Source organism: Mesorhizobium sp. LEGMi-168a, from assembly GCF_058312955.1.
In genome coordinates this window covers 26,161-50,299 of record NZ_JBZEGV010000034.1, presented here as the reverse complement: position 1 = coordinate 50,299, position 24,139 = coordinate 26,161, and the positions used below count along the sequence as shown (strand labels likewise).

The following is a 24,139-nucleotide window of genomic DNA, read 5'->3' as shown; positions in this document are numbered from 1 at the left end:
CGGGCAATTCCGGAGTGTCCGGCGGGCTCTCCGTCCGGAATTGCGTAAAATCAATAGGGAAGGGTCCGTCTTATCTTGTAAGCGAGATTGCCTGGCCGTTGGAAGTCTGGCCGTCGAACTTTTCGCCGCCAGACGAATAGAGCCGGGCCAGCGCGCCACCGTTTTCGTCGTAGAGCGTCAGCTGCTTGCCGGCGACATTCCACGACTTGATGCCGTCGATCGGGGCCGGGCAATGCAGCGGTCCGGCGCGATAACCAGCGCCGAACTTGGTCTGCGGCGTCGCCACCTTGCAGCTCTGGCCGGAGACGCTGGCGTTCCAGACACCGGCGACGCTGGCCGCTGTGAGATCGGTGGCGCCGGCGGGCGCCGTGCCGTCCGGCGGCAGCGAAGCGACCTGCGTGTTCTTCGGCGCGGTCGGGAATTGCGACGGATCGGTGGTGCCCGGAGCGGCCGGCGGCGGCAGCTGGTTCTGCGTCACCGTGCCGGAAGGCGCCGGCGTGAGCGGCGCGGGCTGCTGGTCGTCCATCGACGAGAAGCGCGAGGTCGAGCAGCCGCTCGCAATGAGCGCCGCCAGCGATACGGCCAAAAGGCCAGTCTTTGAAAAAGTCATTCCAACCTCCGTCGGATCCGGTGGGGGGCGCCGTCCGCGTAAATACCTGCTTCACCAAGATGGCGAAGGTGGCAGAATTTCAACCCGATATGGTTAAAATAGGGTTTTCGGGGCCGGTGTTGCAAATTTATCGCTACACGTCAGTCGCCTAGGCTACGCCGAGTATCTGGACCGTAACGTCTTGAAATTTTAGGCTTGCAGCCGCGCGCTGGGCACGAAGACATAACCATCCGGGCCGACGATGTAGCATTCGCGCAGACCATGCGGCTTGTCGATCGAGCCGGCAAGCACGATGTGGCCGAGTGCTGCCGCCCTTTTCTCGACCGCATCCGGATCGGCGCCATAAAGGCGCAGCTCGATGCCGGCGCCGCGCGTCTCGGCACCGGTAATCACGCCGGTCATCGAATTGTCGAGATAAGAGTGGTCGGCATGCAGCATGAAGATCGATCCCAGCAGCTCGATCGCCGCGAAATCCTCGTCGGCATAGATGATCCGAGCGCCGAGCACGTCGCGGCAGAAGGCCTCCATCGCCGCCATGTCGGTGACCAAAAGGTTGACGCCCAGCCCGCGCGGCAGCGAGCGGCCGAAATCCTCGGCCTTCATCCACGGTGTCTTGGTTCTCTTCATCACCATGATGACGTTCCTCCACGGTGTCGATCCTAGACGAAGCCGGCCTTCGGCCCTTGGCATTCGCGGGCAAAAATGCTTGCGCCAGGCGGCCGCGTTCCTATTTCAGGGAAACGAAACGGAACAGGCGGTAAAAAATGGCTGCGGGAAAGAGGACCGCCAACCGCTATTACAGCGGTCCGCCCAGCGACCATTTCGACGGCACCCTCTTTTTCAATCCCGACGGCAGGCCGCCGGGGCGCTTCGCCGATCTGCTCAGATGGCAATTCAGCGGCGGGCGCTCGAAATGGCCCGCGGTCTTTCCAAGTCCTTTTCCGCAAGCAAAGCCCGACAAAAGGGTCGAAGGCACAGCGCTTCGACTCACCATGGTCGGCCACGCCTCGCTGCTGATCCAGACCGCCGGGCTGAACATACTGACCGACCCGGTCTGGTCGGAGCGCGCCTCGCCTTTCGCCTTTGTCGGCCCGAAGCGCGTCAATCCGCCCGGCATCGCCTTTGCCGACCTGCCGCCGATCGACCTGGTGCTCCTCAGCCACAACCACTACGACCATCTCGACCTCGCCACGCTCAAGCGGCTGAAGCAGGGCCACGATCCGCTGCTGGTCACGCCGCTCGGCAACGACGCCATCGTCGGCGGCGCCGTGCCCGGCATGCGGCTGTCGGCGCATGACTGGGGCGACAGGCTTGAATTCGGCAACGATGCCGCCATACATGTCGAGCCGGTGCATCACTGGTCGGCGCGCGGCGGGCGCGACCGCCGCATGGCGCTGTGGGCGGGCTTCGTGATCGAGACACCCGGCGGCAAAGTCTATTTCGCCGGCGATACCGGCTTCCATGGCGGCGCCAACTACCGGCTGATGGCGGAAAAGCATGGCGGCTTCCGGCTGGCCATGCTGCCGATCGGCGCCTACGCGCCGCGCTGGTTCATGGCGCCGCAGCACCAGAATCCGGAGGAAGCCGTCCAGGGCATGAGGTTGTGCAATGCCGCCCATGCCGCCGGCTGCCATTGGGGCACTTTTCAGCTCACCGACGAGCCGGTAGACGAGCCGGCCCGGAAGCTGACCGTTGCGCTCGAGGCGCAAGGCATCTCGGAGGCGCAATTCCGCGCCATGCGTCCCGGTGAAGTCTGGGACTTTCCAGAATCTGGTTAAGGAACCCGGCCCTTTGAATTGCGTTCGTCCCACAATGCAATTTCGGCAGGGAGCCCCCTCATGATCAAATGGATCATCATCCTTCTGATTGTCGCCGCGGCCGCGAGCCTGCTTGGCATGCCGGCGCTGGCCGGCGCCGCCGCCTTGGGCGCGCGCATCCTGATCGGCATCGTGCTGATCCTCTTCCTGCTGATCGTGCTCGGCGTCTTCGCCGTAACCTAGGCGCGGCCTTTGCCGTCGCTAGGTCCGGCGTTTCGCCGTGGCCAGAACGGCGTCGCACTGGTAATTCCTGCCCGTTTCCGCCATATAGCGCCAAACGGATACGGAAATGACGGGATCGATGGCAGGCACTGCCCCCTTCGCCAAGATGAACGGCATCGGCAACGAGATCATCGTTGCCGATATGCGTGGCCGTGCCGACAGTGTGACGGCAACCGCGGCGATCGCACTCAATGCCGACACCGCGACAAAGTTCGACCAGATCATGGCGATCCATGATGCGCGGACGCCGGGCACCGCCTACTATGTCGACATCCTGAATTCCGACGGCACCGGCGCCCAGGCCTGCGGCAACGGCATGCGCTGCGTGGTGCAGGCCTTGGCCGCCGAGACCGGCCTGAAGACGTTCACTTTCGAAACCCGCGCCGGCATCCTGAACGCCGTGGAACACGCCGATGGCTCGATCTCGGTCGATATGGGCAAGCCGCGCTTCGGCTGGCAGGAGATCCCGCTCGCCGAGGAATTCCGCGACACCCGGATGATCGAATTGCAGATCGGCCCGATCGACGCGCCGGTGCTGCATTCTCCTTCGGTCGTCTCGATGGGCAATCCGCATGCCATCTTCTGGGTCGACCGCGACGTCTGGTCCTACGAGCTCGACCGCTTCGGCCCGCTGCTCGAAAACCATCCGATCTTCCCCGAGCGCGCCAACATCACCATTGCCCAGGTGACGTCGCCGCAGACGATGATCATCCGCACCTGGGAGCGCGGCGCAGGTCTCACCAAGGCGTGCGGCTCGGCCGCATGCGCCGCGGTGGTGGCGGCCGCCCGCACCAAGCGCACCGGCCGCAGCGTGTCGCTGATCACGCCCGGCGGTGGCGAGCTCCATGTCGCATGGCGCGAGGACGACCACGTCATCCTGACGGGTGCGGCCGAATGGGAGTTTTCCGGCAGCTTCGATCCCTCGACCGGCGCCTGGGCACGCGACACCGAAAGCGCCGCCTGATGCCCGCTCTCGCCAAAGGCCCTGCTTCCAGGGGCATTGACGTCGTCACGTTCGGCTGCCGCCTCAACACCTATGAATCGGAAGTGATGCGCCGCGAGGCCGAAAGCGCCGGCCTCGGCGCGCTGGAAGGCGGCGCCGTCATCTTCAACACCTGCGCCGTCACCGCCGAGGCGGTGCGCCAGGCCAAGCAGGCGATCCGCAAGGCGCGCCGCGAGAACCCTGCGGCGCGCATCATCGTCACCGGCTGCGCCGCGCAGACCGAGCCGCAGAATTTCGCCGCCATGGACGAGGTCGACCTCGTGCTCGGCAATGAGGAGAAGCTCAAGGCGAACTCCTATCGCGCGCTGCCCGATTTCGGCGTCAACGACACCGAGAAGGCGCGCGTCAACGACATTTTTTCGGTGCGCGAGACCGCAAGCCATATGGTCGACGCCATCGAGGGCCGGGCGCGCGCCTTCGTGCAGGTGCAGAACGGTTGCGACCATCGCTGCACCTTCTGCATCATCCCCTATGGTCGCGGCAATTCGCGCTCGGTGCCGATGGGCGCCGTGGTCGAGCAGGTCAAGCGTCTCGCCGGCAACGGCTATGCCGAGATCGTGCTGACCGGCGTCGACATGACCAGCTTTGGCGCCGACCTGCCGGGCAGCCCGAAACTCGGTAAGCTGGTGAAGACGATCCTGCGCCAGGTGTCCGACGTGAAGCGGCTGAGGCTCTCCTCGATCGATTCCATCGAGGCCGACGACGATCTGCTCGACGCGATCGCCACCGAGCCGAGGCTGATGCCGCATCTGCATCTGTCGCTGCAGTCGGGCGACGACATGATCCTGAAGCGCATGAAGCGCCGGCATTTGCGCGATCAGTCGATCCGCTTCTGCGAGGATGTGCGCAAGCTGCGTCCGGGCATCGTCTTCGGCGCCGACATCATCGCCGGCTTCCCGACCGAGACCGAAGCGATGTTCGAGAATTCGGAAAGAATAGTCGCGGAATGCGGCCTGACGCATCTCCACGTCTTCCCGTTCTCGCCACGCGAAGGCACGCCCGCCGCGCGCATGCCGCAGGTCCGCCGCGAGGTGATCAAGCAGCGCGCCGCAAGGCTGCGCGCCGCCGGCGAAGCCGCCTATCGCCGTCATCTGGCGTCCCTTGCCGGTACCCGGCAGTCGATCCTTGTCGAGCGCGACGGGCTCGGTCGCACCGAGGGTTTTACCCTTGCCGCGATCGACATTGGCGCGCCGGGCGAGATCGTCGACGCTGTCGTCACCGGCCATGACGGCGCCCGTCTGATCGCGGCTCCGCTCGCCGCCCAAGCCGCCTGAGACTGCGAGACGCATGGCTGGTTTCTTCAAGAAGATATTTTCGTTCGGCAAGAAGGAGGTCGTCGAGGAACGCGTCGACGAGACCGCGCCCCTGCCGCCGATCAAATGGGATGCGCTGGACGCGCTGAAGCCGGAAGCCGAGCAGGCTGCGCCGGAGTCACCGCCTGCCGCGGAAGCCACGCCTGTTCCCCCACCCGCGGTCGAGGCGGCACCAACGCCTCAGCCGACGCCTGAAGAACCGAAGCCGGAGCCTGCTCCGGCCATTCCGCCGACGCCGGAACCCGTTGTTCCATCTGAGCCGGAACCGCTGCCGGAGCCGAAGCCGGAAGAAGAACCGCAACCGGCTCCGGAGCCAGCCGAGCCGCCGGCACCGGAGGAAGTGCCGAGCCCGCCGGCCGAGCCCGAGCCCACACCGGGCCCGGCACCCGAGCCAAAGCCGCAGGAAGTGCCACCACCCGCGCCGGCCGAACCGGACATCGTCCCGTCGCGTCCGGAACCGCAGCCGGAGCTGGCGCCGGTCGAAGTGCCGACCCCGCCGAGCGAGGTTCCGGTCGAGACGCCTGCGCCTGAGATCCCGCCGGCGGAAGCTTTACCTCCAGTTCGCCAACCCGCGCCAATCGAGCAGCCGCCGATCGGCGCCGAGGTCGCGCCGGAGCCCGAAGCAGTTCCCGCGCCGCCAGCGCCCCAGCCGGCTCCTCCACAAACGAAGTCCGCCCCATCCGCCGGCAAGGTGACAGTCTCCAAAAAAGTCGAGCAGAAGGCCGAGCCGCAAAAGGCGCCGGAACCGGCGCCGAGGCGTTCCTGGTTCCAGCGTATGCGGGACGGGCTCGCCCGCTCCTCGCGCGAGCTCACCGGCAACATCGCCGGCGTCTTCACCAAGCGCAAGCTGGACGAGGACACGCTGCAGGACCTGGAGGACGTGCTGATCCGCGCCGATCTCGGCGTCGAGACCGCGCTGCGCGTCACCGATTCGCTCGCCTCCAGCCGCTACGGCAAGGATGTCTCCGATACGGAAGTCCGCGCCGTCATGGCGGCCGAAGTGGAGAAGGTGTTGACCCCGGTCGCCCTGCCGCTGGAGCTCGACCTCAGCCACAAGCCGCATGTCATCCTGGTCGTCGGCGTCAACGGCACCGGCAAAACCACGACCATCGGCAAGCTGGCGGCCAAGCTGACCGCGGGCGGCCTATCGGTGATGCTGGCGGCGGGCGATACGTTTCGCGCCGCCGCGATCGAGCAGCTGAAGATCTGGGGCGAGCGCACGAAGTCGCCGGTGATCGCCAGCAAGCTCGGCGCCGATGCCGCCGGCCTCGCCTATGACGCCTTCGAGAAGGCGAAGGAGGCCGGGTCCGACGTGCTGATCATCGACACCGCCGGCCGGCTGCAGAACAAGGCCGAGCTGATGGCGGAGCTGGAAAAGATCGTGCGCGTGCTCGGCAAGCTCGATCCGGAAGCGCCGCACACCGTGCTGCAGACGGTCGACGCCACCACCGGCCAGAATGCGCTCAGCCAGGTCGAGATTTTCCGCAACGTTGCCGGCGTCAACGGCTTGGTGATGACCAAGCTGGACGGCACGGCGCGCGGCGGTATTCTGGTGGCGATCGCCGCCAAGCACAGATTGCCGGTCTATTTCATCGGCGTCGGCGAGCAGGTCGACGACCTCGAACCCTTTTCCGCCAGCGAATTCGCCAGGGCGATCGCCGGCGTGGCTTGAACAAGGCGTGATCTGCCCGCTTTTCGGCCAGATCATGCGCAAGAAGGACTTTTATGAACATCCTCGAACGCGACCCGTCCGATCCGCGCCGCAAGCCGCTCAATCCCGGCTTGAAGTTCCTGCTCGAGCTGGGACCGGGCCTGGTGTTCTTCTTCACCACGATCCGCGGCGAGTGGCTGGCCCAAAAATTCCCGGTTCTCACCCATCTCGGCGAACCAATCCTGATCGCCACGGCATTCTTCATGGTCGCGACGGCCTTGTCGCTCAGCGCGTCCTGGGCGCTGACGCGCAGCCTGCCGCTGATGCCGCTGGTCTCGGCGATCGTCGTCTTCGTGTTCGGCGCGCTCGCTTTGTACCTGCAGGACAAGACTTTCGCCTTCATGAAGCCGACAATCATCAATTCGCTGTTCGGCGTCGCGCTGCTTGGCGGGCTGGCCTTCGGCAGGTCGCTGCTCGGCTATGTCTTCGATTCGGCCTTCCAGCTCGATGCCGAAGGCTGGCGCAAGCTGACCTTCCGGTGGGGGCTCTTCTTCCTGTTCCTGGCCGTGCTCAATGAGGTTGTCTGGCGCAATTTCTCGGAAGCGACCTGGCTTTATTTCAAGGTCTGGGGCACGATTCCCATCACCTTGCTCTTCACCTTCAGCCAGATGCCGCTGATCATGCGCCACTCGCTGGAGGACAAGGCGGGCGAGGAAGGGAAGGCCGGCAAATAGAGCAATTCCAGGAAAAGTGTATAACGGTTTTCCGTTCGGAATTGCGTGAAGACAAAGAGCAGTTCCAGGAAAAGTGTGTAGCGGTTTTCCGTCCGGAATTGCGTCAAAGCAAAGAGGGAGAAGGTCATGGAATTCCTCACCACGCGCGACGAGCTGAGGAATATCTATAAGACGCCCCGCCCAACCGACGGTTCGATCCGCAAGGAACTGAAGACGCTCGACGGCCACTGCCGCTCCTTCATCGGCAAGAGCCCCTTCGTGCTGATCGGCTCTTCCGACGGCGCCGGCAATGCCGATGTGACGCCGAAAGGCGACAAGCCTGGCTTCACCGCCATCCTCGACAGCAGCACCATCGCCATTCCCGACCGTCCGGGCAACAACCGGCTGGACACGCTGGAAAACATCATCCGCAATCCGTCAGTGGGGCTGCTGTTCCTCATCCCCGGCATGAACGAGACGCTGCGCGTCAATGGCGATGCCCGCATCACCGTCGATGCCGGCCTGCGCGAGCGCCTGGCTGTCGACGGCAAGGAGCCGCAGAGCGTCATCGTGGTGACGGTCAAGGCCGCCTATATGCACTGCGCCAAGGCCTTCATGCGCTCCGATCTCTGGAAGCCGGAGACCTGGTACGACCGCGCGACCCTGCCGACGCTCGGCCAGATCATCCGCGACCAGCTTGCGCTCTCCGAGAGCGCCGGCGATATCGACCGAGAGCTTGACGACGATTACCGTCAGACCATGTGGTAGACTTCCTCGGGCACGATTCGCCCGAGCTCCCATCCTTGCTTAACCTCCTCGCCATCTCCGGCAGCCTGCGCGCCGCCTCGACCAATTCGGCCCTTGTCGCGGCGCTCGCCGCCAATGCGCCCGCGGATTGCCGCGTCACCGTCTATGACGGGCTCGGCCGGCTGCCGATCTTCAATCCCGACGACGAGGGCGAGCGCACGCCGCGCGAAGCAGCCGACCTGATCGATGCCGTCACCCGCGCCGACGGCGTCATCGTCTCCTGCCCGGAATATGCCCATGGCGTGCCGGGCGGCATGAAGAATGCGCTCGACTGGCTGGTGTCGCGCGATGCCGCGGTCGGCAAGCCGGCCATGCTGGTACATGCCTCTGCGCGCTCGCTCTGTGCCCGCGCCGCGCTTGCCGAGATCATGCGCACCATGTCCTTCGCGCTCTATGAGGACACCACGCTCGAGATCGCGCTGCTCGGCAAGAAGCCAGTGGAGATCGAAGCGATATTGACGATGGCCGAGAACCGGCTGGCGATGCGCGATGCGGTTTCGGCTTTTGTAGGCTTCATCCGCTCGCGGTGAGCAGCAACCGGCCAGATCTTCGTCATTCTAGGGCGGAGCAAGGAGCGTAGCGACGCAGCGCAGACCCTAGAATCCATGCCGTGACATTTGCCCGAGAATGCAACGCCTCAGAAAGGCATTAGGAAGCCGACGCCCGGATAGAACAATCTGCACCGCTGCCGTGCTCGTAGGTCACGGCATGGATCCCAGGGTCTCCGCGACGGAGCTTCGCTCCTGCTTCGCCCTGGGATGACGAGGTTCGAGACGGCTCGGCCAAACTCGAAGGTGGTCTGGAAACTCGGCCTTGAGCCTCTGTGACTCGACGTCGCTGACTACCTCAATACGTCTTCGCCCCATTCACCATCAGCCACACCACATAGAGCGAGGTGGTGCCACAGATGTAGAGGCGGTTGCGCTTGGCGCCGCCGAACACGCAGTTGGCGACGACTTCCGGCACCTTGACCTTGCCGATCAGCGTGCCGTCCGGATCATAGCAATGGATGCCGTCGGCCGCACTTGTCCAGATGCGCCCGGCCTCGTCGAGCCGGAAGCCGTCGAACAGGCCGGCGGTGCAGTCGGCGAAGACCTTGCCGCCCGAAATCTTCTTGCCGGCCTTGCCGACATTGAACACGCGGATATGCGCCGGGTTCTTGGCGCCATGGGTGCGGCCCGTGTCGGCGACATAGAGCAGGCTTTCGTCGAGTGAGAAGGCGAGCCCGTTGGGCCTGACCATGTCGGTGATGACGGCGTCGATCTCGCCCGTTGCCGGGTCGACCCGGTAGACATTGCAGGCGCCGATCTCGCTCTCGGCATGATCGCCTTCATAGTCGCTGTCGATGCCGTAGGCCGGATCGGTGAACCAGATCGAGCCGTCGGAACGGACCACGACATCGTTGGGCGAGTTGAGCTGCTTGCCGCGCCATTTGTCGGCGATGGTGGTGACCGAGCCGTCATGCTCGGTGCGGCTGACGCGTCGGCCCGAATGCTCGCAGGTGAGAAGCCGGCCCTGCCGGTCGACCGTGTTGCCGTTGGAATTGCCGGACGGCTGGCGGAACACGCTGACGCTGCCGTCGGTCTCGTCATAGCGCAGCATGCGGTTGTTGGGGATGTCGGACCAGACGAGGTAACGGCCGGCGGCGAACCAGGCCGGGCCTTCCGCCCAGCGGCATCCGGTGAACAGCTTCTCCACCCGCTCATTGGCGTTGACCAGCCGCGCGAAGCGCGGATCGAGAATTTCATAGTCGGCGGCCGTCATGCTTTCCTCCAGGCATTGGTCGGGCGCGATCAAGCCAGCCGGCGAGCAATCTGGCAAGATCGACGATGAGGCTTCACCGTATCTTGTCCCAGCGCGCCTGCGGGCCGGCATACAAGTAACGGCCGGTTAACCGGCTATGCGCTGGCTGCAATGGTGCATTGCAACATCTTCTTTTTGCAACGCACCATTCCTATGTCATGCTCACAATCGATCAGGGAGGAACAACACGCCGCGTGAATGCGGCAGCAAAGGAACCTCGTCATGATCTTCGACAACTTCGTCTCACGCGCCCGCACCAACATCGCCAAGCGCCGCCAGTACAACCGCCTCGTCGCCGAAATCGAGAACCTGTCGAGCCGCGATCTCGCCGATCTGCGCGCCGACCGCTCCGAGATGCTCTACCAGATCCACAAGCAGATCTACGGCTGAGTCTTTTAGCCACCCAGCGCGAGGCCTGACGGCGCGTTGAGATTCAGGTCAGGCCGAGTCGAAAATGGTGGGTTCCGAGAACCGGAGCGGAGCGTACGTAACGTACGTGAGCACCGGAAGCGCAGGGAGCCGCCATTTGCAGGCCGGCCTCACCTGAATATCAATGTGCCGCCAGCGCCTTCTCGATCTGCGGCAAGAGCAGGTCTCTCGCCGATTCCGGCGTCAGCGGCCCGACATGCTTGTAGGCAATCTTGCCGTCCTTGCCGACGACGAAGGTCTCCGGCACGCCATAGACGCCCCAGTCGATCGCCGCGCGGCCGGCCGGATCGACGCCGATCGCCTGGTAGGGATTGCCGAGATCGCCAAGGAAGCGGCGGGCGTTTTCCGGCTCGTCCTTGTAGTTCAGCGCGGCAAGCGTGAAGCGCTTGTCCTGCGACAGCGCCAGAAGCACCGGATGCTCTTCCCGGCACGGCGCGCACCATGATGCAAAGACGTTGACCAGCGTCACCTTGCCGGCGAAGGATTTTGACTCCAGCCCCGGCAGGTTCGCGCCTTCGAGCGGCGGCAGGCTGGTCTGCGGCGCCGGCAGCCCGATCAGGGCCGAGGGGATTTCCGAGACATCGCGGCCGGACAGAAGCTGCGACAGGAACAGCCCGGCCAGGCCCAAAAAGACCAGCAGCGGCAAAAGCACGAACAGACGGCGACGGGGCGGCGACGGCGTTTGGGTTTCGCTGCTCACGGCTTCGCCTTCCCCGATTTGTCGGAACGTCGCCGCACGCCTGCTGCGTCGAGCGCGGCGAGCTCGCGCTTGCGCGCCCGCTGGTCGAGCAGAATCCAGCCGATCAGCCCGGCCAGCACGATCGCCGTGATGGCATAGGCGGCAGTGACATAGAGGGCGTGTGCGCTCATATCAGCCGCTCCCTGCGCGTGCCTTCCGCGCCTGCCATGCCAAATCGTCCGACCATGTCTTCCCTTAACCCTGCGCCGCCGGCCGCGCAATCAGCCGCCGCGCCGCAGGTGAGAACGTCGTTGCGACATCAATCCGTCCCGTGGCGCAACGCCAGCGCCGCGGCCAGCGGGCCGATCACGGCAAGAAACAGCGTCAGAGCGGCAAGAATGAGGAAGGGCTGCAGGAACGGCGCCGGATCGGCCACCGCGCCATAGCTGGCCGAGACGCCGAAGATCAGCACCGGAATGGTGAGCGGTAGCACCAGCACGGAGATCAAGAGCCCGCCGCGCGGCAGCGCCACCGCTACCGCTGCGCCGGCGGCGCCGATGAAGGTGATGGCCGGCGTGCCGATGAGGAGCGTGAGCGCCGTGGCGCCGATGCCCAACGGCTCCATGTTCATGAACAGGCCAAGCAGCGGTGCCGCGACCACCAGCGGCAGCACGCTGCCCGCCCAATGCGCCAGGCATTTGGTCAGCACCGTCAACGCTAGCATGTGACGGTCGTTGTTAAGCACCAGAAGGTCGAGCGAACCGTCCTCGCGGTCGGCCTGGAACAGCCGGTCGAGGCCGAGCAGGCAGGCGAGCAGCGCGGCAATCCAGAGTATCGCGGGGCCGATGCGCGATAAAAGATTGAGGTCAGGCCCGACGCCGAACGGGATCGTGGCGATCACCGCCAGGAAGAAGATGACGCCGATCAGCGCCCCGCCGCCGGCGCGGATGGAAAGGCGGATATCGCGCAGGAGGAGGGACGACATTATGAAGGCCCCCCTTGTTGAGATCCGCGTTCCTTCGCGCCCCCCTCTGTCCTGCCGGACATCTCCCCCACTTGGGGGGAGATCAGCTGTCGCCGGCGATTTCGCCAATCACCAACGCCGGAAGGATAAGCGGGGCGCCGAAACAGCCAATCTCCCCCCTTGTGGGGGAGATGTCCGGCAGGACAGAGGGGGGCGCCGTAGAGCACCGACATCAACCGGCAACCTTCATTTGGAGCGATTTCGCCCCATCGATCCCCAGCGGCAGATGCGTCGCCGCCACCACTATCCCCCCATCTGCCAGATGCCCGCGCATCACCCCCGCGAACCTTTCCTCCGATGCCTTGTCCAGCCCCGCCGTCGGCTCGTCGAGCAGCCAGACCGGCCGCCGGCTGACCAACAGTTTCGCGATCGACGCGCGCCGCCTCTGCCCGGTCGAAAGATAACCGAACGGCAGATGCCCGAGCCCGCCTAGCGCTACCGTCTCCAAGGCCTCTTCAACGCCAAGTCCCGGCTCACCCTGGAAAGCGCGCCAGAAGCCCAAATTCTCCGCGACGCTGAGCGCCGTCTTCATCGCGTTGAGATGGCCGAGATAATGCGAGGCCGAGGCGACCGACGGAAAATCCTCGCCGCCGCCCTCGACCCGCACGCGGCCCTCGGCTGCCGGCAGCAAGCCGGCGATGACCCTCAGAAGCGTCGATTTGCCGGCGCCGTTCGGCCCGGTGACGATGAGCGCCTCGCCCTTCTCGAGCGCGAATCCGATGCCGGAAAAGACCGTCTCGCCGCCGCGCTCGCCGCCCAGATTTTCGGCGATCAGCCGCATTCTTGCCCGTCCCGAAAGCACCGTTTCGCGGCCGCCGCCGCATCGCACAAATTTGCTTTTCGACTGTCTAGAACTATTCCAGGAAATTCTCTATATGCGGTTCATCCGTGCCAGCGGTCGGCGCGGGAACAGAATTAGCGCCGAACCAGCGCACGCGCCGCCTTGAACGGCTCGGGTTGCTTGGGAGCGGACAGCGGAAATGGCCGTACCCGCACCTTTGCGCGTGATTGCATGCCATCGGCGTCCGTTCCCTTTCAGGCTGAACAGACAAGGACGGATCGCACGTGTCAAAATCCCTCGACAGTTTCGAATGCCGCCGCACCCTGACCGTGGGTGGCGCGGACTATGTCTATTTCGACCTCGCCGAGGCCGAGAAGAACGGCCTCACCGGCATCGCCCAGCTGCCCTATTCCATGAAGGTGCTGCTGGAGAACCTTTTGCGCAACGAGGACGGCCGCTCGGTCACCAAGGAGAGCATCCAGGCGGTCGCCGCCTGGCTGAGCGATAAGGGCACCGCCGGCGTCGAGATCGCCTATCGGCCGGCCCGCGTGCTGATGCAGGATTTCACCGGCGTCCCGGCCGTGGTCGATCTCGCCGCCATGCGCGACGGTATCAAGGCGCTCGGCGGCGATCCGGAAAAGATCAATCCGCTGGTGCCGGTCGATCTCGTCATCGACCACTCCGTCATCGTCGACGAGTTCGGCACGCCGATGGCCTTCGCCCGCAATGTCGAGCTTGAATATGAGCGCAACGAGGAGCGCTACAAGTTCCTGAAGTGGGGCCAGCAGGCGTTCCGCAACTTCCGCGTCGTGCCGCCCGGCACCGGCATCTGCCACCAGGTCAACCTCGAATATCTGGGACAGGTGGTGTGGACCAACAGCGAGGACGGCGAGACCACCGCCTATCCCGACACCTGCGTCGGCACCGATTCGCACACCACCATGATCAACGGCCTCGGCGTGCTCGGCTGGGGCGTCGGCGGCATCGAGGCCGAGGCCGCGATGCTTGGCCAGCCGGTCTCCATGCTGCTGCCGGAAGTCATCGGCTTCCGCCTCACCGGCAAGCTGAAGGAGGGTGTGACCGCCACCGACCTCGTGCTCACCGTCACCCAGATGCTGCGCAAGAAGGGCGTCGTCGGCAAGTTCGTCGAGTTCTTCGGCCCCGGCCTCTCCAACATGACGCTGGCCGACCGCGCCACCATCGGCAACATGGCGCCGGAATATGGCGCCACCTGCGGCTTCTTCCCGGTCGACAGCGAGACCATCCGCTATCTCACCATGTCCGGCCGCGAGGAGAACCGCATCGCGCTGGTCGAAGCCTATTCGAAGGCGCAAGGCATGTGGCGCGACGCAGGTTCCGCCGATCCGGTCTTCACCGACCTGCTCGAGCTCGATCTCGGCGACGTGGTGCCGTCGATGGCCGGGCCGAAGCGTCCCGAGGGCCGCGTCGCCCTGCAGGACATTCCCGCAGGCTTCGCCAAGGCGATGGAGACCGAGTACAAGAAGGCCGCCGAAATCTCCAAGCGCTATGCGGTGGAAGGCGCCTCCTATGATCTCGGGCATGGCGACGTCGTCATCGCCGCCATCACGTCGTGCACCAACACCTCGAACCCGAGTGTGCTGATCGGCGCCGGCCTGCTTGCCCGCAACGCCAACCGGCGCGGCCTGAAGCAGAAGCCCTGGGTCAAGACCTCGCTGGCGCCGGGCAGCCAGGTGGTCGCCGAATACCTCGAAAAATCCGGCCTGCAGAAGGAGCTCGACCAGATCGGCTTCAACCTGGTCGGCTTCGGCTGCACCACCTGCATCGGCAATTCGGGCCCGCTGCCAGGACCGATCTCCAAGACCATCAACGATAAGGGCCTGATCGCCGCCGCGGTGCTCTCCGGCAACCGCAACTTCGAAGGCCGCGTCTCGCCGGATGTGCAGGCGAACTACCTCGCCTCGCCGCCGCTGGTGGTGGCGCATGCGTTGGCCGGCACCGTCACCAGGGACCTCACTACCGAGCCGCTCGGCGAGGGCAGCGACGGCAAGCCGGTCTATCTCAAGGACATCTGGCCGAGCTCGGCCGAGATCCAGGAGTTCATCGAGAAGAACGTCACGCGCGAGCTGTTCGCCCGCAAATATGCCGACGTCTTCAAGGGCGACGCGTACTGGCAGAAGGTCAAGGCGCCGGAAGGCCAGACCTATGCCTGGGACGACGGCTCGACTTATGTGCAGAACCCGCCCTATTTCGCCGGCATGGCGCGCAGCTTCGGCAAGGTCGGCGACATCAAGGGCGCGCGCGTGCTTGGTCTCTTCGGCGACAAGATCACCACCGACCACATCTCGCCGGCGGGTTCGATCAAGGCCGCTTCGCCGGCCGGCAAGTACCTGACCGAGCATGGCGTCGGCGTTGCCGACTTCAACCAGTACGGCACGCGGCGCGGCAACCATGAGGTGATGATGCGCGGCACCTTCGCCAACATCCGCATCCGCAACCACATGCTGGGCGAGAACGGCCGCGAGGGCGGCTACACGATCCACTATCCCTCGAAGGAGGAGATGTCGATCTACGACGCCGCGATGGAGTACAAGCAGGAAGGCGTGCCGCTGGTCATCTTCGCCGGCGTCGAATACGGCAACGGCTCCTCGCGCGACTGGGCGGCCAAGGGGACGAATCTCCTTGGCGTCCGCGCGGTCATCGCCCAGTCCTTCGAACGCATCCACCGCTCGAACCTGGTCGGCATGGGCGTCATCCCCTTCGTCTTCGAGGACGGCACCTCATGGGCGTCCCTCAACCTCAAGGGCGACGAGCTGGTCGAGATCGACGGCCTGGCTTCGATCAAGCCGCGCCAGAAGATGGTGGCCAAGGTCACCTATGGCGACGGCACGGTGAAGAACCTGCCGATCGTCTGCCGCATCGATACGCTGGACGAGCTCGACTACTTCAAGAACGGCGGCATCCTGCAATACGTGCTGCGCGATCTGGCGGCATAATTAAGGGAGTAAGGGAGTAGGGAAGACAGCCCTACTCCCCTATTCCGGCCTTATGTAGCAAAAGCACCAAAGGTGGCGCGGTGATTGCGCGCGCGACATTGGGCTTATTGTTCTGGTCTGCTCTGTCCGTGGTTGAAGGCAACCAATCGTCCCGAGCGGAGAAGTTCCTTTTCGAGGAGCGGCGCGAGTTCTCTAGCATCGCCTTCGCGAAGGGAAAAGTTCACAACGTTGATGCCGCCAAACACGTCTCTCCAATGGAGCGTGCAATCGATGTTGAAGGACAGACCTTGGACGATAAAGTCATGCATCTCGGTTCCGACGTCTTCATGGGGCCAGATGATAAAAGCCGATTCCTCACCGCCACTCGGTATGATGCCGCAGAACCCTTCCGATGGCTTACTGGCGGTCCTGCTGGCCTGCCGTTGCCACCTTGGCACAGTCCCGTCCGTTTTATCTGGGACCATTGCCACAAGACGACCAACCACCTTGACGTCGAAGGCGGGGGATTGGCCTTTGTTCGTGACTATTGGCACAAACTGAAACCAATTCTTTTCAACTCCGAATTTGCCTCCAGAACAGGTCAAGTAGGCAATGACTTGTGCTCGACCGATTTCGCGAGCAGTCGCTACGGCGTCCTGCGCAGCGGTAGTGGCATCCCGGTTCAATGCCAGCGTGCTTCGGACGAGTTTCACGGCCCAAATGCTGACGCCTACGCTGAACAGAGCGGAGAACGCTGCGATCCACTGTGCGTACGTATCCGACGGCGTAGTGTAGGTTTTCCAAAAGCCGGTCGGCTGGATTGGTTGTTCATTCCCGCCGGATGTCTCGGCGTGTTGGTGGCCTATCTCGGTATTGGCTGGATCACGAAACCCCGGCACAGCCCAAGCGAGAATCAAAAGCGCGATACCAAGGCCAATAATTAGCCCAAGTGCAACGTCTGCGAACCTATTGCGCTGAGACATTGAAGTAGAAACGCCGCCGTGAATTTGCCCCTAGATAGCTTATTCCGCACGTTCACTTCCTTCTCGTCAACGCCTATCGCCTGAAGCCTGTCCACGAGCTGCCAATAGGTGACGCCTTTCCGCTTCAATTCGGCCTTCAGAAGGCTGGCCGTAAGCGCTTCATAGTCCGTTTCGCCGGTGCACTTCACTGATGCCCAACAGTCCAGCGGCAATGAAGGCAAGGTTGGTCAAAGCATTGGCTGGCTCTACCCAAAGTCCAGGTCCGGTCGGTTCGCAATAAAGATCGGCAGGCGTCGGGAGAGTTTGCCACCTGGCGAGGATGCCGCCTTCAATCGAACCATGCCGAAAAATGCAGAGGCCTCTCCTATTGCGGGCCTTGTCTGCGCTTGCAACGATAAAATTTCACCGCAACGTGACTTCCCGTTGACTGTCGGTTCTGCCACATATTTTAGCAATCAGAACAGGCCGGCGTCACCGGCGGGAATCGGAACAGTCATGGCATCTCGAGGACCATTGCGGCTCGCGGCATTTGCGCTGGCCCTTTCAACGTTTGCCGGCGCCTCGCTGGCAAGCGAGCCCGAGAAGCCCCAAACCGACAGGCCCTTGGGCGTGGTCGAGCTTTTCACCAGCCAGGGCTGCAGTTCCTGCCCGCCGGCCGATGAATTCTTCGCCGAGCTGGCCGCCAAGGAAAACATCGTCGCGCTCGCCTACCACGTCAACTACTGGGACTATCTGGGCTGGCAGGACACGCTGAGCAACAAAGAGAACACCGACCGGCAGTATGACTATATGCGCGCCTTCGGCAGCCGCTCGGTCTATACCCCGCAAGCCGTCATCAACGGCCGCAGCCACGTCAACGGCGCCAGCCGCAAGGACGTCGACGGCGCGCTGGCCCGGATGGACAGGGTGGGCGAGGGCATGCGGGTCGGCATCAAGGTGAGCCGCACCAGCGACCGCGTCATGATCGACGCCGGTGACGCCGGCAACGGCCCGAGCGACGCCCATGTGGTGATCGTCTATTTCGATCCGCCGCAGATGGTGAAGATCGGCCAGGGCGAGAACAGCGGCCGCAGCCTGACCTACTGGAACGCCGTCTCCGACATCCAGACCGCCGGCATGTGGCACGGCAAGGCGCAGCGCTACGAATTGCCGATGAGCGAGATCGCCAAGAAGGGCGGCTGCGCGGTGCTGCTGCAGTCCGTCGGCAAGGACGGCACGCCTGGTCCGATCCTCGGCGCCGCCTTCATCCGCAAGCCCTGACTCCCCTTCTCCCCTTGTGGGGTGAGCAGCCGGTTCGCGAAGCGAATTCATCGTGCCTGTGGCACGATGAAAGGCGGCGAACGCCGGGACGCTGCGAAGCAGCGGGGATCCGGCCGGGGGTGGATCGGCGCGCAGCGCCGAGACGGATGAGGGGTGTTGAAAGAAATGAGACGTTGGCAATCCTGTCGCCGAGCGACCTACCCTCGACGGACGTCCTCGCCAAGTTGGAACACCCCTCATCCGTCCGAGCTTCGCTCGGCCACCTTCTCCCACAAGGGGAGAAGGATAATAAAAAACCGGCGTCAGCTTGCTTCTGACGCCGGTCATTCAGGTTTTGGGATCGTCGCACCTGATTTTTCCAAGGAAAAACCGAGGTTGGTTCGATCCGACGCTGACCCGTGGGCGGGGGGCTTGGGGTTTACGAGCCGGTGCCGGACCGAACCGTCTCAGGCAACGCGGGTAAACTCGTCGGACATTGGGGCATGAGCGCGGATAATTTGTGGCGACAATGTGGCGGAGCATCACCAATTCCAACACGCGTTTTGCAAACGTGACTGGACGTTTGGGAAACCGCTCGGCGGCAGTGTGCTTAGCCGGCCCTTGCAATTCAGCGGCGAAAGCGCGAACCTTGGGACGCGCAAGATTCAATCGAAGGATCGCGGCATGACCGATCACAGCAGCGGGATGGAGGATGGGGAAGCATCCGGAATATTGATCCCGCTACATGAGGCGCGCAGCGCACGCCTCGACCAGCCGGTGCGCTTCGACCGGCGTGAGCTCGACCAGATCCTGAGGCTTTACGGACGCATGGTGGCGGCCAATGAATGGCGCGATTATGCGATCGATCATCTTACTGATCGCGCTGTCTTTTCTGTCTTCCGCCGGGCCAGCGAAGTGCCGCTGTTCCAGATCGTCAAGGACCCGAAACTGGCGCGCCGGCAGGGCGCCTTCGCCGTCATCGCCGCCGGCGGGCGCATCCTCAAGCGCGGCCAGGAGCTCGGCCGCGTGCTCGGTGTTTTCGATCCCAAGCTGAAGCTGGTCGAGGCTTGAGCAGGGGAAGGGGAATTGAAGAACTGAAGAATTCAGGAAAGGGGCGCCAAACGACTGATATAACTGCTGTTTTCGTTTGTTCTTCAATTCCTCAGTTCTTCAGTTCATCAGCTCCCCTTAAGCCCCCGAAATTTCCGCTCCGGCAGCGAATCCGGATCGGGCGTCAGCTCCGCGCCGCCGTTGAGCGGCAGCTGCATGAACACCGTGTCCAGCCAGCGCCCATGCTTGTAGCCTGACCCTTCCAGGCGCCCGGAATGACGGAAGCCGAGCTTCTCGTGCAGCCGCACCGAGGCGCTGTCGGCATGGCCGTCGCCGATCACCGCGATGATCTGGCGGAAGCCTGACGCGCGCGTCGCCTCGATCAGCGCCTGCATCAGCAGCAAGCCCACGCCCTGGCCCTTGGCCTCGGGCGTGACATAGACCGAATCCTCGACGACGAATCGATAGGCGGGGCGCGGCCGGAACGGTCCGGCATAGGCATAACCCAGCACGATGCCGTCCTTTTCCGCCACGAGATAGGGAAAGCTGCCGGCCGCTAAACCGTCGTATCGATTGCCCATTTCGGCGCGGCTGGGCGGCTCCAGCTCGTAGCTCGCCGTGCCGTGCGTGACCGCGTCGGCATAGATTTCCGTGATTCGGTCGAGGTCGGCCGCGGTGGCGGCTCTGATCGCAATATTGCTCATAATTCGTGCAATTGGTTTTCCTGCCTCGATAACAGCAGAGGAACGCGCAAAAGGAAAGGGCGGCCGTTGGGCCGCCCTTTCCGAAGTCTATGGTCCAGCCGGACCGGGTGCTCGCCTTAGCGGCGGTCGCCCATGAACTGCAGCAGGAACATGAACAGGTTGATGAAGTCGAGATAGAGCTGCAACGCGCCCATGATCGCCTTGCGGCCGGCAACGTCCGCGACATCACCCTCGAAATACATCTCCTTGATCCGCTGCGTGTCGTAGGCGGTCAGGCCCGCGAACACCAGCACGCCGATCGCCGAGATGGCGAAGGCCAGCGCCGACGACGCCAGGAAGATGTTGATGACCATCGCGATCAGCAGGCCGATCACGCCCATGATCAGGAACGAGCCGAACGCTGTCAGGTCGCGCCTGGTCGTGTAGCCGTAGAGCGAGAGCCCGCCAAAAGCCGCCGCGGTGGCGAAGAAGGTCTGGGTGATGCTGGTGCCGGTGTAGACGAGGAAGATCGTCGACAGCGACAGGCCGACAAGGCCGGCATAGACCCAGAACGTGGTCTGCGCCGCCCCTACGCTCATCGACTGGATGCGGAACGACAGGAACATCACGGCAGCCAGCGGCGCCAGGATGACGACCCAGCGAAACGCGCTTGCATAGATGAGCTGGCCGAAGGCGGTCAACTGGCCGTCACCCGTGACGGCAAGATGGAACGCGCCCCAGGCGGCAAGGCCGGTGATGAGCAGGCCAAGCCCCATCAGGTTATAGACTTTGATCATATAGGCCCTGAGGCCCTGATCGATATCGACGCGCGCGCCGGGGGCGGCGGACGTCTGGTAGTTGCGAATGGGATCAGCCATTGGAAATCCTCTGTTGCTTCTGCCCCGTCCGGTGACAGGTCCCCATGGGATGACCCCTTGGACCAGGCGCCGCTGGCGGGGCTCCAGCATGCCTGCACGAAATATGATGGTTCTTGACGTCAAGGACAAGACGGTAACGGGGCGTAACGCTTCGTGAGAGGGCAAAGGGCCGGTTTTTCAGCCCTTCCGCGCCGCATTCTTACAAAGATTTAACGCTGGCGCCGATCTTCAAGGCGCGGAATTCAGAGATTGCGCAGCACCGGCGCCGCCTTGTGGCCGAGCACCCGCCAGGTGCCGGCAAGGCCGATGCCGACGGTGACCGCCAGCGACACGAGGATCGTCGCCACCGCCACTTCCGGCATGAAGTGCGACGGCAGCGTCATGATATGGGCGACGACGAACCATGCCGCGATGCCGCCGGCGGCAAGCGCGAACAGCGCGGTCGCAAGGCCGATCAGCACATATTCCAGCGAGAAGGCGGTGATCAGTGTTTTCCGTGTTGCGCCGAGCGTCTTCAGCACCACCGCGTCATGGATGCGCGCCCGGTTGCCGGCGGCCAGAGCGCCGGAGAGCACCAGCACCGAGGCGATCAGCGCCACGCCCGCGGCGGCGCGGATGGCGGTGCCCAACTGGGCGACCAGCCGGTTGACGATGTCGAGCGCGTCCTTGACGCGGACCGTCGTTACCGCCGGAAAGGCACGGGTGACGGCGTTGAGCAGCCGCGCGTCGTCGGCCGTGGTGGCTCCCTTGTCGGTCAGCGTCGCCAGCCAGCCATGCGGCGCGCCGGCAAAAGTGTTGGGCGAGAACACCATGACGAAGTTGATGCCCATGGTCTCCCACTCGACCTGGCGGAAATTGGCGATTTTTGCCGTCACGTTGCGGCCGAGCACATTGACGGTGACGCTGTCGCCGAGCTTCAGCCCGATCGCCTTGCCTTCCTCGGCCGAGAACGACACCAGCGGCTCGCCGGAATAATTTTGCGGCCACCACGTGCCTTCGGTCAGCGTGGCGTTTTCCGGCTGCTTGGCGTCATAGGTCAGGCCGCGGTCGCCGCGCAGCACCCAGGCACCTTCCGCCGGGATCTTCACCTTGTCGACGTCGACGCCGTTGAGCGCCATGATCCGGCCGCGCAGCATCGGCACCTTGACCAGCGCTCCCCGAGGCGCCTCTTTCCCGACCAGGCCGGCGAAGGCATCGACATCGCTATTCTGGATGTCGACGAAGAAGAAATTCGGCGCCCGCTCCGGCAGGCTGCCGGAGATCTGCCGCCTGAGATTCCCGTCGATCAGCGCCAGCGTCACCAGGAGCGTCAGGCCGAGCCCGAGCGACAGCACCACCGAAGGCGTCAGCGCGCCTGGACGGTGGATGTTGCCGAGCGCCAGCCTGAGCGACACGAAGCGCACGCGCGGGCTGCGCCGGGCCAACCATTGCACCAGCGCCGCCACCAGCCGCAGCACCAGGAAGGCAAAGACCGTCGCGCCGACGAAGATCGAGGCGATGCGCTGATCGTCGGCCGAAAGAATGGCGAGCCCCGCCAGCGCAAACACGATCGCGAGAGCAGCGCCGACATAGGGCAGGCGCGGCAGGCCTCGGCTCTCAAAGCCCATCTCGCGAAACAGCGCCGTCGCCGGCACGTCGCGGGCGCGCCCAAGCGGCAAGAGCGCAAAGGCCAGCGTCACCAGCAGGCCGAACAACGCGGCCATGGCGAGAGCGCTCGCGTAGAAGCCGCCTTCCGCCGGCACTGGGATGACCGATTGCAGAAGCGCGCTCGCCACGAACGGCATCGCGGCGCCCAGGATCAGGCCGAGCACGATACCGAGGCCGGCAATAAGCAGGATCTGCACGAGATAGACCGTGAAGACGAAGCCGCCGGAAGCGCCGAGGCTCTTGAAGGTGGCGATGACGCCGCGCTTGCCGTCGAGATAGGCGCGCACCGCGTTCGCCACGCCGACGCCGCCGACCACCAGCGCCGTCAGCCCGACCAGCGTCAGGAATTGCGAGAAACGCTGGATGTTGGAGGAAAGCGCGGGTGCCGCGTTGCTGCGCGTGCGGATCGACCAGCCGGCCTGCGGAAAGTCTTTCGCCGCCTCGGCCTGGATTTGCTTGATCCGCGCTTCGCTGGCGCCGTCGGGCAGTCGGACCTTGTAGGCGTTCTCGACCAGGCTGCCGGGCTGGATCAGTCCGGACGCGGCAAGCCCGTCGTTCGAGATCATCAGCCGCGGCGCGAAGCCAAAGCCGTCGGAGATCGCGTCGGGCTCGTTGACCAGCCTGGCCCTCAGCTCGAAGGTTGCGCCGCCGAGCTTCAGCCGGTCGCCGACCTTGAGATTGAGCCGGTCGAACAAAAGGTCGGGCGCGGCGGCGCCGAAGACTCTCGCTGTCTCGCCGAACAGCTCCTTCCTGGGCAGCGGCGGATCGGTCTCCAGCGCGCCGTAAAGCGGATAGGCGTCATCGACCGCTTTGGCTTCGACCAGCGCCTGGTCCGAACCGTCCTCGAGCCGCGCCATGGAGCGCATGCCGGAATTCAGCGAAACCGTGCCGAGGCTCTTGATAAAGCCGAGCTCGGCATCAGAAGCGCTGCGCTGGTTGATCTGGAAGCGCAGGTCGCCGCCGAGCAGCGTCTGGCCCTGGTTGGCGACGCCGGCGGTGATCGCCTGCGCCACCGAATTGACGCCGCCGATGGCCGCGACGCCGAGCGCGATGCAGCCGAGGAAGATCATGAAGCCCGAAAGGCCGCCGCGCATCTCGCGCAGCGAGAAGCGGATGGCGAGCTTCAATGTCCTGGGCATCAGGCCGGCACCTTCACCGGCCTCGGCGCGTCCTCGATGCGTCCCGAACGCATCGACACCTGGCGCGAGCAGCGGGCCGCGAGCGCCGGATCATGCGTCACCAGCACCAGCGTCATGCCGCGCTCGGCCGCCTTGGCGAACAAAAGGTCGGCTATTTGCTTTCCCGTCGCCTGGTCGAGGTTGCCGGTCGGCTCGTCGGCAATAAGGATGCGCGGCGAAGGCGCCAGCGCCCGGGCGATCGCCACGCGCTGCTGCTCGCCGCCGGAAAGTTCGCCCGGGTAATGCGTCACACGGTCGCTCAGGCCGACAGCTCCCAATTCCCGCGTGGCCACGCCGAACGGATCGGCGTGGCCGGCGAGTTCCAGCGGCACCGCGACATTTTCGAGCGCCGTCATATTGGGGATGAGATGGAAGGACTGGAAGACGATGCCGATGTTTCGTCCCCGAAACGATGCGATCTGGTCCTCGCTTTTGCCGTTGAGCAATTCGCCGGCGATCCGCACCGTGCCCTGGTCGACCCTTTCCAGTCCGGCTAGCACCATCAGCAAGGTGGACTTGCCGGAGCCCGAAGGGCCGACGATGCCGGTGGCTTCGCCGCTAGCCACATCGAGGCTGACGCCTTTCAGAACATGGACGGAGGAAGCGCCCTCGCCGAGCGTCAGCGAGACATCCCTCAGTGCGATGACGGCTTCTGTCACAATGAAAGCGTCCTAT

The 24,139-nt window shown here is 64.4% G+C and carries 25 protein-coding genes; 13 read left to right on the top strand and 12 right to left on the bottom strand.

Annotated features, from left to right (window positions below; genetic code table 11):
* Nucleotides 1-70: 70 nt before the first annotated feature.
* Together AC4FWB_RS29580 and AC4FWB_RS29575 are read right to left on the bottom strand one after the other, a co-directional pair.
* Nucleotides 71-610, bottom strand: coding sequence for a protease inhibitor Inh/omp19 family protein (locus AC4FWB_RS29580; RefSeq protein ID WP_491029772.1), 540 nt, complete (start codon nt 608-610; stop codon nt 71-73).
* Nucleotides 611-799: 189 nt separating this feature from the next.
* Complete coding sequence (locus AC4FWB_RS29575; protein WP_491029771.1) at nt 800-1,243, bottom strand: VOC family protein; 444 nt, start codon at nt 1,241-1,243, stop codon at nt 800-802.
* Nucleotides 1,244-1,374: 131 nt separating this feature from the next.
* On the opposite strand from AC4FWB_RS29575, the gene AC4FWB_RS29570 reads away from it, so the two are divergent.
* The 8 genes from AC4FWB_RS29570 (at nt 1,375) to AC4FWB_RS29535 (ending at nt 8,666) form a co-directional block, all read left to right on the top strand.
* Complete coding sequence (locus AC4FWB_RS29570; protein WP_491029770.1) at nt 1,375-2,388, top strand: MBL fold metallo-hydrolase; 1,014 nt, start codon at nt 1,375-1,377, stop codon at nt 2,386-2,388.
* 60 nt (nt 2,389-2,448) lie between these two features.
* A complete protein-coding gene (locus AC4FWB_RS29565) occupies nt 2,449-2,610 on the top strand; it encodes a DUF1328 domain-containing protein (protein ID WP_491029769.1) in 162 nt (53 codons plus the stop codon).
* A gap of 118 nt (nt 2,611-2,728) precedes the next feature.
* Complete coding sequence (gene dapF, locus AC4FWB_RS29560; protein WP_491029768.1) at nt 2,729-3,613, top strand: diaminopimelate epimerase; 885 nt, start codon at nt 2,729-2,731, stop codon at nt 3,611-3,613.
* Nucleotides 3,613-4,926, top strand: a complete 1,314-nt coding sequence (mtaB, locus tag AC4FWB_RS29555; RefSeq protein ID WP_491029767.1) for a tRNA (N(6)-L-threonylcarbamoyladenosine(37)-C(2))-methylthiotransferase MtaB — start codon at nt 3,613-3,615, stop codon at nt 4,924-4,926. Before dapF ends, mtaB begins: the two co-directional genes overlap by 1 nt.
* 13 nt (nt 4,927-4,939) lie before the next feature.
* A complete protein-coding gene (gene ftsY / locus AC4FWB_RS29550; protein ID WP_491029766.1) occupies nt 4,940-6,637 on the top strand; it encodes a signal recognition particle-docking protein FtsY in 1,698 nt (565 codons plus the stop codon).
* A gap of 53 nt (nt 6,638-6,690) precedes the next feature.
* Nucleotides 6,691-7,350 carry a septation protein A gene (locus tag AC4FWB_RS29545; protein ID WP_491029765.1) on the top strand — a complete coding sequence of 220 codons (660 nt, stop codon included), beginning with the start codon at nt 6,691-6,693 and terminating at the stop codon, nt 7,348-7,350.
* 126 nt (nt 7,351-7,476) lie between these two features.
* Entirely contained in the window at nt 7,477-8,097 is a 621-nt protein-coding gene (locus AC4FWB_RS29540) for a pyridoxamine 5'-phosphate oxidase family protein (RefSeq protein ID WP_491029764.1), read from the top strand.
* Nucleotides 8,098-8,132: 35 nt separating this feature from the next.
* A complete protein-coding gene (locus tag AC4FWB_RS29535; RefSeq protein WP_491029763.1) occupies nt 8,133-8,666 on the top strand; it encodes an NADPH-dependent FMN reductase in 534 nt (177 codons plus the stop codon).
* 316 nt (nt 8,667-8,982) lie between these two features.
* Here the strand turns inward: AC4FWB_RS29535 and AC4FWB_RS29530 are convergent, their stop codons facing one another.
* Nucleotides 8,983-9,900, bottom strand: coding sequence for an SMP-30/gluconolactonase/LRE family protein (locus tag AC4FWB_RS29530; RefSeq protein ID WP_491029762.1), 918 nt, complete (start codon nt 9,898-9,900; stop codon nt 8,983-8,985).
* Nucleotides 9,901-10,161: 261 nt separating this feature from the next.
* Between AC4FWB_RS29530 and AC4FWB_RS29525 the strand changes: the two genes are divergently transcribed.
* Nucleotides 10,162-10,329, top strand: coding sequence for a hypothetical protein (locus AC4FWB_RS29525; RefSeq protein ID WP_491029761.1), 168 nt, complete (start codon nt 10,162-10,164; stop codon nt 10,327-10,329).
* A gap of 160 nt (nt 10,330-10,489) precedes the next feature.
* Here the strand turns inward: AC4FWB_RS29525 and AC4FWB_RS29520 are convergent, their stop codons facing one another.
* From AC4FWB_RS29520 to ccmA, 4 genes are all read right to left on the bottom strand, one after another.
* Nucleotides 10,490-11,068 carry a DsbE family thiol:disulfide interchange protein gene (locus AC4FWB_RS29520; RefSeq protein ID WP_491029760.1) on the bottom strand — a complete coding sequence of 193 codons (579 nt, stop codon included), beginning with the start codon at nt 11,066-11,068 and terminating at the stop codon, nt 10,490-10,492.
* Nucleotides 11,065-11,238 carry a heme exporter protein CcmD gene (gene ccmD / locus AC4FWB_RS29515; protein ID WP_491029759.1) on the bottom strand — a complete coding sequence of 58 codons (174 nt, stop codon included), beginning with the start codon at nt 11,236-11,238 and terminating at the stop codon, nt 11,065-11,067. The genes AC4FWB_RS29520 and ccmD overlap by 4 nt, the downstream gene beginning before the upstream one ends.
* A 128-nt stretch (nt 11,239-11,366) precedes the next feature.
* A complete protein-coding gene (gene ccmB / locus AC4FWB_RS29510; RefSeq protein WP_491029758.1) occupies nt 11,367-12,032 on the bottom strand; it encodes a heme exporter protein CcmB in 666 nt (221 codons plus the stop codon).
* Nucleotides 12,033-12,243: 211 nt separating this feature from the next.
* Nucleotides 12,244-12,852 carry a heme ABC exporter ATP-binding protein CcmA gene (ccmA, locus tag AC4FWB_RS29505; RefSeq protein WP_491029757.1) on the bottom strand — a complete coding sequence of 203 codons (609 nt, stop codon included), beginning with the start codon at nt 12,850-12,852 and terminating at the stop codon, nt 12,244-12,246.
* Nucleotides 12,853-13,136: 284 nt separating this feature from the next.
* Between ccmA and acnA the strand changes: the two genes are divergently transcribed.
* Together acnA and AC4FWB_RS29495 are read left to right on the top strand one after the other, a co-directional pair.
* On the top strand, nt 13,137-15,827 hold the full coding sequence (acnA, locus tag AC4FWB_RS29500; RefSeq protein ID WP_491029756.1) for an aconitate hydratase AcnA: 2,691 nt from the start codon (nt 13,137-13,139) through the stop codon (nt 15,825-15,827).
* An 80-nt stretch (nt 15,828-15,907) separates the two neighbouring features.
* Nucleotides 15,908-16,750 carry a hypothetical protein gene (locus AC4FWB_RS29495; RefSeq protein WP_491029755.1) on the top strand — a complete coding sequence of 281 codons (843 nt, stop codon included), beginning with the start codon at nt 15,908-15,910 and terminating at the stop codon, nt 16,748-16,750.
* Here the strand turns inward: AC4FWB_RS29495 and AC4FWB_RS29490 are convergent.
* The gene (locus AC4FWB_RS29490) at nt 16,747-16,977 is read right to left on the bottom strand and encodes a DUF6471 domain-containing protein (RefSeq protein ID WP_491029754.1); all 231 of its coding nucleotides are present in this window, start codon (nt 16,975-16,977) and stop codon (nt 16,747-16,749) included. The genes AC4FWB_RS29495 and AC4FWB_RS29490 overlap by 4 nt on opposite strands.
* Nucleotides 16,978-17,284: 307 nt before the next feature.
* On the opposite strand from AC4FWB_RS29490, the gene AC4FWB_RS29485 reads away from it, so the two are divergent.
* Together AC4FWB_RS29485 and AC4FWB_RS29480 are read left to right on the top strand one after the other, a co-directional pair.
* A complete protein-coding gene (locus AC4FWB_RS29485; protein WP_491029753.1) occupies nt 17,285-18,049 on the top strand; it encodes a DUF1223 domain-containing protein in 765 nt (254 codons plus the stop codon).
* A gap of 663 nt (nt 18,050-18,712) precedes the next feature.
* Nucleotides 18,713-19,099: a DUF2794 domain-containing protein gene (locus AC4FWB_RS29480; RefSeq protein WP_491029752.1), complete on the top strand. Its 387-nt coding sequence runs from the start codon at nt 18,713-18,715 to the stop codon at nt 19,097-19,099.
* 107 nt (nt 19,100-19,206) lie between these two features.
* Here the strand turns inward: AC4FWB_RS29480 and AC4FWB_RS29475 are convergent, their stop codons facing one another.
* The 4 genes from AC4FWB_RS29475 to AC4FWB_RS29460 form a co-directional block, all read right to left on the bottom strand.
* Nucleotides 19,207-19,782, bottom strand: a complete 576-nt coding sequence (locus tag AC4FWB_RS29475) for a GNAT family N-acetyltransferase (protein ID WP_491029751.1) — start codon at nt 19,780-19,782, stop codon at nt 19,207-19,209.
* Between the two features lie 116 nt (nt 19,783-19,898).
* Nucleotides 19,899-20,639 (bottom strand): Bax inhibitor-1/YccA family protein, encoded by a 741-nt coding sequence (locus AC4FWB_RS29470; protein WP_491029750.1) that lies wholly within the window; start codon nt 20,637-20,639, stop codon nt 19,899-19,901.
* 242 nt (nt 20,640-20,881) lie between these two features.
* Complete coding sequence (locus tag AC4FWB_RS29465; RefSeq protein WP_491029749.1) at nt 20,882-23,425, bottom strand: ABC transporter permease; 2,544 nt, start codon at nt 23,423-23,425, stop codon at nt 20,882-20,884.
* Nucleotides 23,425-24,123 carry an ABC transporter ATP-binding protein gene (locus tag AC4FWB_RS29460; RefSeq protein ID WP_059189404.1) on the bottom strand — a complete coding sequence of 233 codons (699 nt, stop codon included), beginning with the start codon at nt 24,121-24,123 and terminating at the stop codon, nt 23,425-23,427. Before AC4FWB_RS29460 ends, AC4FWB_RS29465 begins: the two co-directional genes overlap by 1 nt.
* Nucleotides 24,124-24,139: the final 16 nt, after the last annotated feature.

Excerpts from the sequence above, each read along its gene's own strand:
- AC4FWB_RS29580 (WP_491029772.1), bottom strand. The coding sequence starts at position 610 with ATGACTTTTTCAAAGACTGGCCTTTTGGCCGTATCGCTGGCGGCGCTC.
- AC4FWB_RS29575 (WP_491029771.1), bottom strand. The coding sequence starts at position 1,243 with ATGGTGATGAAGAGAACCAAGACACCGTGGATGAAGGCCGAGGATTTC.
- AC4FWB_RS29570 (WP_491029770.1), top strand. The coding sequence starts at position 1,375 with ATGGCTGCGGGAAAGAGGACCGCCAACCGCTATTACAGCGGTCCGCCC.
- AC4FWB_RS29565 (WP_491029769.1), top strand. The coding sequence starts at position 2,449 with ATGATCAAATGGATCATCATCCTTCTGATTGTCGCCGCGGCCGCGAGC.
- dapF (WP_491029768.1), top strand. The coding sequence starts at position 2,729 with ATGGCAGGCACTGCCCCCTTCGCCAAGATGAACGGCATCGGCAACGAG.
- mtaB (WP_491029767.1), top strand. The coding sequence starts at position 3,613 with ATGCCCGCTCTCGCCAAAGGCCCTGCTTCCAGGGGCATTGACGTCGTC.
- ftsY (WP_491029766.1), top strand. The coding sequence starts at position 4,940 with ATGGCTGGTTTCTTCAAGAAGATATTTTCGTTCGGCAAGAAGGAGGTC.
- AC4FWB_RS29545 (WP_491029765.1), top strand. The coding sequence starts at position 6,691 with ATGAACATCCTCGAACGCGACCCGTCCGATCCGCGCCGCAAGCCGCTC.
- AC4FWB_RS29540 (WP_491029764.1), top strand. The coding sequence starts at position 7,477 with ATGGAATTCCTCACCACGCGCGACGAGCTGAGGAATATCTATAAGACG.
- AC4FWB_RS29530 (WP_491029762.1), bottom strand. The coding sequence starts at position 9,900 with ATGACGGCCGCCGACTATGAAATTCTCGATCCGCGCTTCGCGCGGCTG.
- AC4FWB_RS29525 (WP_491029761.1), top strand. The coding sequence starts at position 10,162 with ATGATCTTCGACAACTTCGTCTCACGCGCCCGCACCAACATCGCCAAG.
- ccmD (WP_491029759.1), bottom strand. The coding sequence starts at position 11,238 with ATGAGCGCACACGCCCTCTATGTCACTGCCGCCTATGCCATCACGGCG.
- ccmB (WP_491029758.1), bottom strand. The coding sequence starts at position 12,032 with ATGTCGTCCCTCCTCCTGCGCGATATCCGCCTTTCCATCCGCGCCGGC.
- ccmA (WP_491029757.1), bottom strand. The coding sequence starts at position 12,852 with ATGCGGCTGATCGCCGAAAATCTGGGCGGCGAGCGCGGCGGCGAGACG.
- AC4FWB_RS29485 (WP_491029753.1), top strand. The coding sequence starts at position 17,285 with ATGGCATCTCGAGGACCATTGCGGCTCGCGGCATTTGCGCTGGCCCTT.
- AC4FWB_RS29480 (WP_491029752.1), top strand. The coding sequence starts at position 18,713 with ATGACCGATCACAGCAGCGGGATGGAGGATGGGGAAGCATCCGGAATA.
- AC4FWB_RS29475 (WP_491029751.1), bottom strand. The coding sequence starts at position 19,782 with ATGAGCAATATTGCGATCAGAGCCGCCACCGCGGCCGACCTCGACCGA.
- AC4FWB_RS29470 (WP_491029750.1), bottom strand. The coding sequence starts at position 20,639 with ATGGCTGATCCCATTCGCAACTACCAGACGTCCGCCGCCCCCGGCGCG.
- AC4FWB_RS29465 (WP_491029749.1), bottom strand. The coding sequence starts at position 23,425 with ATGCCCAGGACATTGAAGCTCGCCATCCGCTTCTCGCTGCGCGAGATG.